This window comes from Acinetobacter lactucae (assembly GCF_001605885.1).
Classification (GTDB): domain Bacteria; phylum Pseudomonadota; class Gammaproteobacteria; order Pseudomonadales; family Moraxellaceae; genus Acinetobacter; species Acinetobacter lactucae.
Window position 1 is genome coordinate 74474 of sequence record NZ_LRPE01000023.1, and the last position, 13809, is coordinate 88282.

Below are 13809 nucleotides of genomic sequence, written 5' to 3' on the forward strand. Positions count from 1 at the left end.
ATGACAACTTTCAAGATATACAAAATTAACCGATCACTTCCTGTAAGTGAATGCTAATTTTCCAAGAAATTTCACAGTAATTTTATGATTTCTTAAAAATTTTTCACAGTTCATTAAGAAGAACTAATTTTTTAGTTATTCTTTATAAATCTAAAATTACAATAAAAAATTCAACTTAATCGTTTTAACAAACAATTACTAATAATCAGTAGATTAACTACAAAAAAGCACAATTAACCATTTAATTATTCATTTTTCCTTCACAATTCTATTGGCAAATCCAATTAACACAAACTGTACATATAAATAAGAATTATTATTATTCGCATAACCTTTACTATTTAAAGCCCTGAAATTATGTCTCTAATTAAAACTCGCAAGAAAATTGTATCATCTGCAATTGCTTCTTCTCTCTCTATGATTGCAACAACAGCCATGGCACAAGAAGCAGTTTCACAATTACCAACAATTCATACTAAAGCGACTCAAGAAGAGTCTCTAAAAGTAGATCAGTCAGCAAACGCTAAATTCGTGGCTCCTCTTAAAGATACGCCAAAGTCTGTCTCTATTCTTTCTCAAAAATTAATTAAAGATACAAACTCTAATACCCTCCTCGAAGCTTTACGCTATGAACCAGGTATTACATTAGGGGCAGGTGAAGGCGGTACACCGTTTACCGACATGCCTTACATTCGTGGTTATAGCGGCCAGTCTTCTATTTATGTCGATGGTGTACGTAATACAACGTCTCAAAACCGCGATATGTTTGCCATTGAACAAGTTGAAGTGATTAAAGGCTCTTCTTCTGCTCTTGGTGGCGGTGGTAGCGTTGGTGGAAGTATTAACTTAATTCCTAAAGTTGCTCATGAAGGCGACGTATACCAAGGCAGTGTTCAAGGCGGAACTGATAATTATCGTCATATCCAGCTTGATGCCAACAAAGACTTTGGTAACGGTATTGCTGGCCGTGTGGTCATTATGGGTCATGAAAATGAAAAAGCTGGTCAGAGTAACGGTGCTGAATATGCGCGTGCTGGTATTGCATCAAGTCTTGCATTTGGCCTAGATACAGCAACTCGTGGAACTCTTAGCTACTACTATTTACGTAGTAATGATGAACCAGATGCAGGTATTCCATTTAACAATGCAAATCCAACAACTCCTCCTCCAGGAGTGACAGTAACACCTGGTGATGGTAAACCTGTTGATGTCAAAGCTGGAACCTACTATGGCTGGAAAGCACGTGATTTTGACAAACGTGAAAACCATATTGGTACATTTAAGTTGGAACATGATTTTAATGAAAATCTTACCTTGTCGAATGTAGCAACCTACAACAAATCTAAATCTGATTATGTTTATACGAATGCTGATGACTCTAAGGGTAATATTTACAGAGGCACAATCGCTCGTCGTGCTTTAAGTCGTATATTGGACACAGATGCATACAGCGATCAACTTTCTTTAAAAGGTAAATTTAATACTAGTTCATTAAAGCATTCCTTTAATGTCGGTACTGAATGGAGCTTCCAAGAAACTGACCAAGGTATGTATACTTTTACTAACTCGGAAGGAAAAACGACGTCTACAATTTTACAAGATAATATTAAGAACTGTAATTCAGCTGCGGCAACTTCAAATGGTTGGTGTACCAGCTTAAATAATCCAGGAAACGGTTCCTTCACTGACACACTTGGAACAATTAAAGGACAGTCTACAACTCGTAGCCACACTGTTTCTCTTTATGCTTTAGATAGTATTGAGTTTAATCCTCAATGGATTTTAAATTTAGGTGTCCGTTGGGATAAATTTGAAACAGAGAAAAAATATAATAAAGATGTCTACGGCACAACTGCTGGAGCTTATAACTCTACCATTAGCATTCCGAAAGGAACAAAATATGAAAGTGATTCAGATTTCTTTACGTATCAAGCAGGTTTAGTTTTTAAACCAACTGAGAACGGTAGTATCTATGCAAGCTTTGCAACTTCTGCCAACCCTGTCGGTGTACTTGCTGAAGGCGACAGTAGTGACAATGCACTTGGTACTACAGATATTATTAATGAACTTAAACCAGAAGAAGCTCGTACTTTTGAAGTAGGAACGAAATGGGATCTGTTTAATAACCGCGCGAATTTAACTGCCGCAGTTTTTCGTACAGAAAAGCAAAATACTCGTATCCAAATCGACCCTACTACTTCCGCAAATGCAGGTAAAAGTAAAGTTGACGGATTTGAAATTAGCTTGAACGGAAAAATTACCGACAAATGGGATGTTTCTACAGGCTACAGCTATTTAGATAGCGAAATCACAGATGCCGCATACAATGCGGTTGCTCAAGAAGGTAAGCCATTACCATTTGTAGCGAAAAACAGTGCTACCCTATGGTCTACTTACAGAGTAATGCCTCAATTGACTTTAGGCGCTGGTGTTGAATATCGTGATCAAGTCTTTGTAAACACAACCGCACCTAAATATTTGCCAACCTACACTATTTACAACGCGATGGCTAAATATGACGTGAACAAGAACGTAAACTTACAGCTTAATATTAATAATATTTCTGATAAGCGTTACTTCACTAGTGCACATGCAGCTCATTACGCATTTGAAGGCAATGGTCGTAATGCTGTCTTAGCAATTAACTTTAAGTACTAAGGTTAAATTCCATAATTTATTTATGGAATTAATTGAAGTTCATATAAAATAGCCTCGTCACGAGGCTATTTTTACAAATGAAGTATCTATATAAAAGGTGTTTGCAGTGATTCATCATATTCCTAATGTTTTAAGCAAAGAGCAAGTTGCCGAGTTTCGTAAACTCATGGAAGAAGCGAGTTGGGTTGGTGGAAAAGTAACTGCGGGCACCTTATCTGCTTCTGTGAAAAGAAATCAGCAGCTCTCAGAACAAGACCCGCTTACCCACCATTTAAGTGATCTTGTCATCAAAGCAATTTGGCAAAATCCAATATTTCAGGCCGCTGCGCTACCTCACAAAATTATTCCACCGCTTTTTAATCGTTATGATGAACATGAAAGCTTTGGTTTCCATGTGGACAATTCAATTCGCCTTATCCGTGGAACCTCTGAACAGCTCCGTACCGATTTATCTTGTACATTATTTTTAAGTGAACCTGATGAATATGAAGGTGGTGACCTCGTTATCGAAGATACTTATGGTTATCATGAAGTCAAATTACCGGCAGGTGATGTGGTGCTCTACCCTTCTACCAGCCTACATGAAGTCAGCAGTATTATGTCTGGTACTCGTTTTGCTTCTTTTTTCTGGGTACAAAGTTTGGTTCGAGACGATAGTAAACGCCATCTTTTATTTAATCTTGATGAGAGCATTCGAGAACTACGCAAATCACACGGTGACAACTACCCAGAAGTCATGAAGCTCACCAACATTTATCATAATTTAATTCGTATGTGGTCAGAACTGTAACACTATTTATTTTTGCCTTTTTAAAACTTAATAATCTTTTTTACCTTAAAAAGGCAAAAACATGAAAATAATTTTCCATAAAAAATAAAACAGCGCAAAATTAGAAAATTATTTTCTAAACAACTTAACTAAAATTATGATAAGAATTTTGCACAAGGTGTAATCATTGTTTAGATGTGATATATCTAAATATCAAGATTACCCGCAAACCATCAAACTTATTATTCTACGGTCTAGAGATGAAAACGAATTACTTGTTTGCCCAGCCTACTCAAGCAAGACATCATCTGCAACTCCTGATGCTGCGCCAAGCGCGCGTATAAAAATTTTGTCTGCTTTTTAAAGCAGCACTTCAAAATTACCTTTAATTTTTCTGAATTAGATACCATATATTAAGTAGAGACGTTGCCTTTTAAATATATCCAGAGCAACCGCGCTACGAGACAAGGAGTTTTCTCATGATGTTGGCTGACCCTAGCAAAAAATACCGCCGTATGTACCAACGTGTGGATTTACCAGATCGCCAATGGCCAAATAACGAAATTACAAAAGCGCCAATCTGGATGAGTACCGATTTACGTGACGGTAACCAAGCAATTTTTGAACCGATGAACATGGAACAAAAATTCAAAATGTTCAAAATGCTTGTGAAAATCGGTTTTAAACATATTGAAATCGGTTTCCCTTCTGCATCTCAAATTGACTTCGATTTTACCCGCATGTTGATCGAAGAAAATCATATCCCTGATGATGTATACATTGAAGTTTTGGTTCAAGCACGTGACCATTTAATTGAACGTACTTTTGAATCTTTGGCAGGTGCTAAACGCGCGATTGTGCATATTTATAACTCTAACTCTCCAACCTTCCGTCAAAAGGTGTTGAATGTAGATGTTAATGGTGCAAAACAATTAGCAATTAATGCGGCTCAAAAAGTTAAAGAGTATGCGGCTCAATATCCTCAAACTGACTGGATTTTCCAGTACAGTCCAGAATGTTTCTCTGCAACTGAATTAGAAGTCGCTAAAGATGTCTGTGATGCCGTCACAGAAATCTGGGATGCACGTCCTGACCATAAAGTGATTTTAAACTTACCTGCGACTGTAGAAGTTTCTACACCAAATGTTTATGCAGACCAAATTGAATGGATGCATCGTAATTTGGCACGTCGTGACGGCGTAATCATTTCTGTTCACTGCCACAATGACCGCGGCTGTGGTATTGCTGCATCAGAACTTGCCATTATGGCGGGTGCTGACCGTGTTGAAGGTTGTGTGTTCGGTAATGGTGAACGTACAGGTAACGTTGACGTTGCAGCTATTGCATTGAACATGTATACCCAAGGCGTAGCGCCAGAGTTGGATTTCTCAAACATTAATGAAGTGATTGCAACGGTTGAAGAATGTACTGGCTTACCGGTACACCCTCGTCATCCATATGCAGGGGACTTGGTATTTACTGCATTCTCTGGTTCACATCAGGATGCAATCAAAAAAGGCTTCGAGTATCAGAAAAACGAAGAAGTCTGGGATATGCCTTACTTACCAATCGACCCGAAAGATTTGGGCCGCGACTATGATGCAGTTATTCGTGTAAATAGTCAGTCTGGTAAAGGTGGTATTGCATACTTATTAGAATCGAATTACAACGTTGTGTTGCCGCGTCGTTTGCAAATCGAATTCAGCCAAGTTGTTCAACAATATGCTGATGAGAACGGTACTGAAATTAATGCCAAAGAAATCTGGACATTATTTAAAGACACTTATGTTGATGTGAAAAACCATCATTACACAGTTAAACACTACAAGTTATCTGATATTAACGGCACTCAGATTATCGAACTTGATGTTGATGTCGAAGGTGAAACACAACAGCTTCGTGGTGAAGGTAATGGACCGATTTCTGCATTCTTAAATGCGCTTCAATTACCAATTGACGTATTGAACTATGAAGAACGTAGTATTAGTTCTGGTGCAAATGCCAAAGCATTAACCTTAATTGAGCTTCAAGTAAAAGGTACAGGTAAAGGTTCATTTGGTGCCGGTGTTCATGACAATACAGTCACCTCATCCATTGAAGCAATTATTGCATGTACCAACCGTTTGATTGATCAAGGTGTTTTAAGTACAGATCAGGTTGTTGCCGCTGCTGTTTAATTAAAAAAAAGACTTTGGAAAGGATACCTAGCTTGGTATCCTTTCTTTTTATTCCTGAAAGATTTAAAAGGCGAAATGTTCCCGTGTCTTTTCCAGCTGATTCAGTGGGGTTAGTCACTCCGCAAAAGTTCCAATTTGAAGAACCATTACATCTTGAATGTGGGCGTGTTTTGCCTCGTTTTGAATTAATGGTTGAAACTTACGGCACTTTAAATGCAGATCAATCAAATGCCATTTTAATCTGTCATGCTCTTTCCGGACATCATCATGCGGCCGGTTATCACCACGAAGATGATAAAAAAGCTGGATGGTGGGATAGCTGTATTGGCCCAGGTAAGGCAATCGATACAAATAAGTTTTTTGTAGTTTCGCTAAATAATATTGGTGGCTGTAATGGCTCAACTGGTCCGACCTCACCAAATCCTGAAAATGACAATCGCCCTTATGGACCTGATTTCCCATTAGTAACGGTACGCGACTGGGTTAAAACTCAGGCCATGCTTTCTGACCGTTTGGGTGTAGATGTCTGGTATGCAGTGGTTGGTGGGTCATTAGGAGGCATGCAAGCACTACAATGGTCCGTAGACTACCCTGACCGCCTACAAAAATGTGTGATTATTGCCAGCGCACCAAAGCTTTCAGCACAGAATATTGCATTTAATGAGGTTGCTCGTCAGTCAATCTTGTCTGATCCAGATTTCCATCATGGCCGTTATTTGGAAAATGATAGCTACCCGAAACGTGGTCTAATTTTGGCTCGCATGGTAGGTCATATCACCTATCTTTCAGAAGAAGCCATGAAACAAAAATTTGGCCGTGATTTAAAATCTGGCAAATTTATGTATGGTTTTGATGTCGAATTTCAGGTCGAAAGCTATCTGCGTTATCAAGGTGAACAGTTCAGCCGTAACTTTGACGCCAATACCTATCTCATCATGACCAAAGCTTTAGATTATTTTGACCCATCACGTGAGTACGGTCATTCTTTAACTGAAGCGATGGGCAAAACCAAATGCCAGTTCTTGATTGTCTCGTTTACGACTGACTGGCGTTTTGCACCAAGCCGTTCGCAAGAAATTGTAGATGCGCTTATTACTAATCATAAGCCTGTAAGTTACTTAGATATTGATGCTGAACAAGGCCATGACTCGTTCTTATTCCCTATTCCACTGTATGTCAAAACCATGCGCGCTTTCTTAGGTGGTGAAGAACACTTAAAATCGACATCACTGGAGGCAAGCTAATGCGTATTGATCAACAACTGGCAGAAAAGTGGATTAAACCCGGCTCAAGCGTACTCGATTTAGGGTGTGGTGACGGTGAATTACTCGCTCATATGAGCCAAAAGCATCAAATTCGTGCTTATGGATTAGAAATTGATCAAGAAAAGATTGCAATTGCCGTCAGTCGCGGGTTAAATATTATTCAACAAGATTTGAATCTCGGCTTAAGCCGCTTTGCAGACCAGTCCTTTGACTATGTGGTTATGGCACAAGCTTTGCAGGCCGTAGATGCACCCGATGTTTTATTAAGAGACATGGTGCGTGTGGGTAAACAGGCGATTATTACTTTTCCAAACTTTGCGCATTGGAAGACTCGCTCTTTTCTTGCATTAAAAGGAATGATGCCTGTATCGGATGCTCTACCATATATGTGGTATAACACCCCCAACATTCATTTATGTACATTTAAAGATTTCGAAGCACTATGTGCGGAAAATCAAATACAAATTATTAATCGACTCGCCGTCAATGGAAATCAGCAGGGAAGCCTGTTAAGCAAACATGTTCCGAATTTGTTTGGTGAAGTCGCTATTTATCGAGTGAGTGCACTATGAAAAAGACATTATTTAGCACACTATTTGCAGGACTGCTAAGTATGCAGGCTCATGCAGATTATATCGCCCAGCCACAATCGGTTGCGAGTCAGGCTGCACGTTTTTCAACAATGGGGATTAACGATCTTCAGAAAGCGGCAAAAGCTGGTCAAGCAGGCGCACAATTTTACCTTGGTACACACTACCAATATGGTAAAGATGTGGCAAAAGACGAAAAGCAAGCTTTCGCATGGTTTAAAGCAGCAGCTGACCAAGGTTTATCACCAGCACAACTGAACGTGGGCCGTATGTATGCCGACGGTATTGGTGTTAAAAAAGATGAGTCTATGGCTCGTAAATACTTTGAAAAAGCAGCAAGCAATGGCGATAACCGTGCAAGCTATAACCTCGCGATGATGGAAGAGCAAAAGAAAAACTACGTTGGTGCTTACCAATGGTATGAGCTTTCAACTCGCGATGGCATGCTCGACAATAAAGTGATTAGCCTATCTGAAGGTAAGAAAACCGCTCTTGCAGCGAACTTGACTCAAGAACAAATCCGTACAGCACGTGACCGTGCGGACAAATGGATTCAAGCACAATAATAACGGTTCATCCGTAAAAAAATCTTACTCGACTAAAACCACCTTGTATGCTCTACAAGGTGGTTTTAGTTTATTAGGATATTCTCATTTATATTCTATTTTTTTTCCTCTATATCCCCTTCAAAAAAACACGTAACATAACTGATGTTCGATATTAGCTATAAAGTTTGGTTTTATTATGTCTACCCCACATTGGTTTGATCAGGGCAGTTTAGTTCTTGCCAGCAATAACAAAGGTAAAGTCGCTGAGTTTGAAAAACTTTTTGAACAGTTGAAATTACCAGTAGAAATTATTCCTCAAGGTCGCCTTAATATTCCTGATGCAATCGAAGACGGCTTAAGCTTTATTGAAAATGCCATTATTAAAGCGCGTCATGCTTCTAAAATTTCAGGTAAACCTGCTATGGCTGACGATTCTGGTATTTGTGTACCAGTCTTAGGCGGTGCACCTGGCATTTACTCTGCACGTTATGCTGGAGAGCATGGTGACGATGCAGCGAATAATGCAAAATTATTAAATGATCTTTTACCCCACCGTAAAAATGGTGAAGTGATTGAAGGTATGTTTGTATGTGTACTTGCTTTAGTCACTCATGCAGAAGACCCATTACCACAGATTTTCCAAGGCATTTGGCACGGCGAAATTTTAGAAGCTGCACGTGGAGAAAATGGCTTTGGCTATGACCCACTGTTCTGGTTGCCTGAGCTACAAGTTTCTAGTGCTGAACTGTCTAAAGAAGATAAGAATAAGATTAGTCATCGTGGGCAAGCGATGCAGTTATTCAGAGAGAGCTTAGTATAAATTTTCTTTCCATATAGCCTTTGAATACCACGCTAAAGAGTATTCGGCTTTGTATAGGCAACTCTTACTTTTCAAAGATGAAAAGTAAGCAAAAATCTTTTGTTAGACTGATGGTACTTCCTTGTACTACAGTCTAACTGGCGGCATCCATGCCGCCTTCGCATAAGTAACTGTAGGAAACTTAGAATTAAATAATTAATTAGACGTACAAGTGTAAAAACACAGCATAAATCGCAATACACACACAACTCACAATTGTCCCAGAAGCGATATAAGCCGCAGATCTACCCGTCCCTTGATAATGTGTTTCTAGCGCTACAATATTGGCTGCTGGCGGCAAACAGAACATTAAAAACATCACTCCAATTTGCTGACTTATATTTGGAATCGGTAAAAATCTATAAGTTAAGCCACAAAGAATAAACCCACACACCACCTTAAAAGCTTGAGCTTTGGTACTGTAGATTAAGTCTTTTAAATGCACTCGGGTACGGCGTAGCCACATTCCCAAAACACACATGCCTGCAAAGGTCATCGCGAACTTGGCAATTTCATATATCCAATGTATGGCAGGATGTTCTATATGCTGAGCACCTAGCAACCTGAGCAGAAGCGCACAAAAAATTGAAATACACGGTGGAGAAGTTAAAACCTTTTTTAATATGTTGAGTTTACTTTGTGGTTCAGTGGTGACTGCCGTAACGGCCCATGCATTTCCAAAAAGAGACATCCCAATATATAGCGCAACAATTGGAGCCGTAGCATCAGGACCAAATAAGGCCATGGCAAAAGGAAAGCCTAACCAGCCCATGTTGGTATAACTTACACAAAGTGCCAGTAAGCGGTCTTTAAATAGAGCTAAATAAGCGAAGAAAATAAGAAATGCTGAACCGAAGCTAAAGAGCATTAAACTCAAACTACCTGGCTGATAAAATACCATGTTGTAAATAATCACAACTGGAATCAGTAAACGGGCAAGCCAAGCTGAGAGAACAGGTTTTATGGTTTCTGAAATAGAAGTCTGAGCAAGTAAAAGTCCAGTGATAAACGCCAATATTGGCAGTAATAACGCCACATTTTCTCCAGTTGCTCATCAAAACCCGCTTGCTATGCTACACCTTTTCAAAGTGAAATGTACTCTCCATTTCAAGTAATTTAAGTGACTCTTTTCAAACTATGTATAAATAAAAAAAGAAGATATGCAGTTTATAAAATTAACTTTTTAGGTTTTGAAAGTCATTTATTGTCTTAAAAATGACATATAAATGTCACATTCCTGTCATGGCAACCTGTTGATATAAAGCAAACTGAAAAGAGGTATAAGATCATGGCCGGTTTATCTATTTGGCATGTCGTTATTTTTGCAATTGTTGTTATTTTATTATTCGGTACGTCTAAATTAAAAAATATTGGTAAAGACGTAGGCGGTGCAGTAAAAGACTTTAAAAAATCAGTTCGTGAAGAGGATGAGACTACAGCTCTTAATACTCCACGTACAATTGATGCCCAAGTCAAAACACCTGACAGCACATCAGTAAAAAGCTAAAGGTTTTCGACCATGCTTGATGTAGGAATGACAGAGCTACTCTGTTTTGCAATTATTGCAATTTTAGTTTTAGGTCCAGATAAGCTACCAGAGGCTGCTCGTTTTGCAGGTCGCTGGTATGTTCGCCTAAAACGCTATATTACCAATTTGCAAAATGAGATTGATCAAGAGTTGCGTCTTTCTGAGTTTCGAAAAGAAATGCAAGAAGAACTCAACCGCATTGAAGCACTAGAACGTAAAGTACAACAACAACTTGAAGAAATTCAAAAGCAGAATATTTCTGAAAATATAGATAAGGCTGAGGCAACCAAATCAGTGCCCCAACCTATTCGGATATGTCTTCCTATATCAGGTCATTATAAAGTCCCGTACATTAGAAAATTTATTCCTTTAGCATCATCAACTGATATTTCAGAGACATCAGCTGTTAAATTGAAGATTGCCGTATGAACCAACTGCCTTCAACCACTGTAAATAATCAGGAAAATTTAGACCAAATGCCGATCATGAGCCATTTGGTCGTTTTAAGACGTCATTTATTTAGGATTGTTGGCGTAACCTTATTTTTATTTTTTTGCTTATTGCCCTTTAGAAATAATACTTACCAATTATTATCCGAACCCTTAAGGTTACAACTCCCGACCTCCTCGTCAATGATTGCAACAGATGTAACTGCAACATTTATGGCGCCTTTTAAACTCAATTTATTTGTTGCGCTTGTGTTGGCAATGCCATTTATTCTTTATGAAATATGGTCTTTTGTTCGTCCAGCGCTATATCAAAAAGAACGTCATTTAGCGCTCCCATTACTCATCGGTAGTATTGTTTTGTTTTATGCGGGCGTTGCTTTTGCATATTACATTACCCTTCCGGCAATTTTGCATTTCTTTATTAGTGTATCGCCTGAAACTGTTGCACCTATGACAGATATTAATAGCTACCTAAGCTTTTGCTTAAAGCTATTTTTAGTGTTTGGACTGACTTTTGAAATTCCTATCGCGACTCTTTTGCTTATTTTAATTGGTGTGGTAAATACAAAAAGTCTTGCTGAAAAAAGACGTTTTATTATTGTTGGATGCTTTTTCGTTGCAATGTTTATTACACCACCAGACGCTATTTCAATGGTCATGTTAGCAATCCCAATGTGGTTGCTTTTTGAGCTTGGCTTGCTCTTCGGTAAAATTCTTGAGAAACGAAAAACTCATTCTGCCGAATAGAATAGTTTTTAAGAAAAAGCCTGGCTCCCAAAGTTCAGGCTTTTTTTATGTAGAACATTTTTTAATCTACAAAGTAATAAACTGTCTTCAAAGTGACTTAAAAATGTAAGAAAAGTGTCATTTACAGTCCATAAAATCAACTCAACAAATATACCCACAAAATTTACGGATTTATTATGACAACTGCTTCTAACCACCCAACACGTCGCGAAGTTTTAAAATGGTTTTCGGGGATCCCTTTTCTACCATTAGGTGCGATGGCTACGGCAGCAACGTTAGCAGGTTGTAATGATAGTGATGATAGTTCTGTAGTCACTCCAACACCACAGCCAAGCAAATTAAAAAACGCAAAATTCACAGCAATGACGGCGCCAACAACCGCAGCAGATCGCGCAACAACTTTAGTGAATTCTAAATTAAAAATTGATTGGGAAAACTCAACCAGTACTGAATATGAACTTGCTTATAAATCATTCTTTAAAACAGGTGACAGCGTACCAAAACTTGGTGGTGGAACTATTATCGCGGGTGGTTATTTTGACGTTAATGGTAATCCAATTATGGATAAGTCAGTTGCTGGTAAAGAACGCCAATTTTTTTCGGACTGTCCTGATGGTTCATCTTTAATTCATTTAGAAGGTGCCAAAGTTGATGGTGTAGCAAACCCAGTGTTCCATGTGGTTCAATTTGAATATAACTCTAAAGACCAAGCAGGCGGCGACACTTACGGTCAACTACCTTCTCCAATTGCAATTTTGACTTTAGACCAAGATCAAAAAACAGGTCACTTAGAACTTAAAAAATACTTCAACGTTGATACTGCCCCTGTGCATGGTTTATGGATTACTTGCGGTGCGAGCTTATCGCCTTGGAACACTCACTTATCGAGTGAAGAATATGAACCAGATGCATTCAATCAAGGCATTGGTGGTACAGATCCAAAATATCTTGGTAAATATTTCTTTGGTGATGAAACTAAAGCAAATCCATATAACTACGGTCATTTGCCAGAAGTAACAGTTAACCTTGATGGTACAGGCAGCATTAAAAAGCACTATTGTTTAGGTCGTATTTCTCACGAACTTATTCATGTAATGCCAGACAACCGTACAGCACTCATGGGCGATGACTACACAAATGGTGGTTTCTTCATGTTCGTTGCTGATAAAGAAAAAGATTTATCAGCAGGTACACTCTATGTTGCTAAATACATCAATACGTTAACTGAAACCTCAACTGCTAGCATTCAATGGATCAAACTTGGTCACGCAACAAGTAAAGAAATTGAAGATTTAGTTGCCGGTGGAATTAAATCAACTGACATCATGGAAAGTTTAACAACCAATCCAAATGATGCTAGTTATACTGAAATCACTTTGGCAAAAAAACAGCTTTGGGTAAAACTTAAACCGGGCATGGAAAAAGCGGCCGCTTTCTTGGAAACACATCGTTATGCAGCACTAAAAGGTGCAAGTATGGCATTCACCAAGATGGAAGGAACTAACGTAAATATTAAAGATAAAATTGCGTACTCTGCTTTAGCTAATATTCAAGATTCAATGGTTGTTGGCGGTAAAGGTTATGTTGCGGAACATAATGTAGGATTCTCTAAAAAGATTACTGCTGGTGGCGTGCTTGCACACAAATTAGGTAAAAGCTTTACAGATAATGAAGGCAGCGCAATCAATAGCGAATGGGTTCCTCTTTACTCATATATGTTGTTAATGGGTGAAGATCTTCCTGAGAAAGATAGCTTAGGTAATACAGCGAACCCAGACAAAATTGCTAGCCCAGACAATCTGAAGTTCTCTGAAACTTTACGCACATTATTCATTGGTGAAGACTCAGGTAACCACGTGAACAACTTCTTGTGGGCATACAATGTAGATACTAAAGAGTTAACCCGATTACTTTCTACACCAGCAGGTGCAGAGTCAACAGGTTTACATGCTGTAGATTCAATCAACGGTTGGACTTACATCATGAGCAACTTCCAGCACCCTGGCGATAGCAGCAGTGTACCTGATGATGTAAAAGCATTAATTAACCAAAATTATAACAATGGTTATAGTGCTAACGTAGGCTATATCACTGCCGACCCAATTGCCCCTTCAGTCACAACCAAATAATTTTTTATATACTCCAAACATTAAAGCTGGCTAAGGTCAGCTTTAATGTTTTTACATTCAACTTTCACTTTTTATGAAAATTAAATGAAA

The 13809-nt window shown here is 38.6% G+C and carries 12 protein-coding genes; 11 read left to right on the forward strand and 1 reads right to left on the reverse strand.

Features of this window, described 5'->3' with window-relative positions:
* The first annotated feature begins 357 nt into the window (after nucleotides 1–357).
* The 7 genes from AWW73_RS09970 (at nucleotide 358) to rdgB (ending at nucleotide 8827) form a co-directional block, all read left to right on the forward strand.
* Nucleotides 358–2658 (forward strand): TonB-dependent receptor, encoded by a 2301-nt coding sequence (locus tag AWW73_RS09970; protein ID WP_062849560.1) that lies wholly within the window; start codon nucleotides 358–360, stop codon nucleotides 2656–2658.
* Between the two features lie 106 nt (nucleotides 2659–2764).
* Nucleotides 2765–3448, forward strand: coding sequence for a Fe2+-dependent dioxygenase (locus AWW73_RS09975; protein ID WP_061874248.1), 684 nt, complete (start codon nucleotides 2765–2767; stop codon nucleotides 3446–3448).
* A gap of 458 nt (nucleotides 3449–3906) precedes the next feature.
* The gene (gene leuA, locus AWW73_RS09980) at nucleotides 3907–5604 is read left to right on the forward strand and encodes a 2-isopropylmalate synthase (protein WP_031947308.1); all 1698 of its coding nucleotides are present in this window, start codon (nucleotides 3907–3909) and stop codon (nucleotides 5602–5604) included.
* An 83-nt stretch (nucleotides 5605–5687) separates the two neighbouring features.
* Nucleotides 5688–6848 (forward strand): homoserine O-succinyltransferase MetX, encoded by a 1161-nt coding sequence (gene metX, locus AWW73_RS09985; protein WP_062849561.1) that lies wholly within the window; start codon nucleotides 5688–5690, stop codon nucleotides 6846–6848.
* A complete protein-coding gene (gene metW / locus AWW73_RS09990; protein ID WP_001217230.1) occupies nucleotides 6848–7441 on the forward strand; it encodes a methionine biosynthesis protein MetW in 594 nt (197 codons plus the stop codon). Before metX ends, metW begins: the two co-directional genes overlap by 1 nt.
* The gene (locus AWW73_RS09995; protein WP_017385717.1) at nucleotides 7438–8025 is read left to right on the forward strand and encodes a tetratricopeptide repeat protein; all 588 of its coding nucleotides are present in this window, start codon (nucleotides 7438–7440) and stop codon (nucleotides 8023–8025) included. Before metW ends, AWW73_RS09995 begins: the two co-directional genes overlap by 4 nt.
* Nucleotides 8026–8203: 178 nt before the next feature.
* Nucleotides 8204–8827: an RdgB/HAM1 family non-canonical purine NTP pyrophosphatase gene (rdgB, locus tag AWW73_RS10000; protein ID WP_062849562.1), complete on the forward strand. Its 624-nt coding sequence runs from the start codon at nucleotides 8204–8206 to the stop codon at nucleotides 8825–8827.
* 199 nt (nucleotides 8828–9026) lie between these two features.
* Here the strand turns inward: rdgB and AWW73_RS10005 are convergent, their stop codons facing one another.
* A complete protein-coding gene (locus AWW73_RS10005) occupies nucleotides 9027–9902 on the reverse strand; it encodes an AEC family transporter (RefSeq protein WP_062849563.1) in 876 nt (291 codons plus the stop codon).
* A gap of 252 nt (nucleotides 9903–10154) precedes the next feature.
* Between AWW73_RS10005 and AWW73_RS10010 the strand changes: the two genes are divergently transcribed.
* From AWW73_RS10010 to AWW73_RS10025, 4 genes are all read left to right on the forward strand, one after another.
* A complete protein-coding gene (locus AWW73_RS10010; RefSeq protein WP_002114991.1) occupies nucleotides 10155–10373 on the forward strand; it encodes a Sec-independent protein translocase subunit TatA in 219 nt (72 codons plus the stop codon).
* A gap of 12 nt (nucleotides 10374–10385) precedes the next feature.
* Complete coding sequence (gene tatB / locus AWW73_RS10015) at nucleotides 10386–10823, forward strand: Sec-independent protein translocase protein TatB (protein ID WP_031947302.1); 438 nt, start codon at nucleotides 10386–10388, stop codon at nucleotides 10821–10823.
* Nucleotides 10820–11590: a twin-arginine translocase subunit TatC gene (gene tatC / locus AWW73_RS10020; protein ID WP_031947301.1), complete on the forward strand. Its 771-nt coding sequence runs from the start codon at nucleotides 10820–10822 to the stop codon at nucleotides 11588–11590. Before tatB ends, tatC begins: the two co-directional genes overlap by 4 nt.
* Nucleotides 11591–11766: 176 nt before the next feature.
* Nucleotides 11767–13719, forward strand: a complete 1953-nt coding sequence (locus tag AWW73_RS10025; RefSeq protein ID WP_062849564.1) for a PhoX family protein — start codon at nucleotides 11767–11769, stop codon at nucleotides 13717–13719.
* Nucleotides 13720–13809 lie beyond the last annotated feature (90 nt).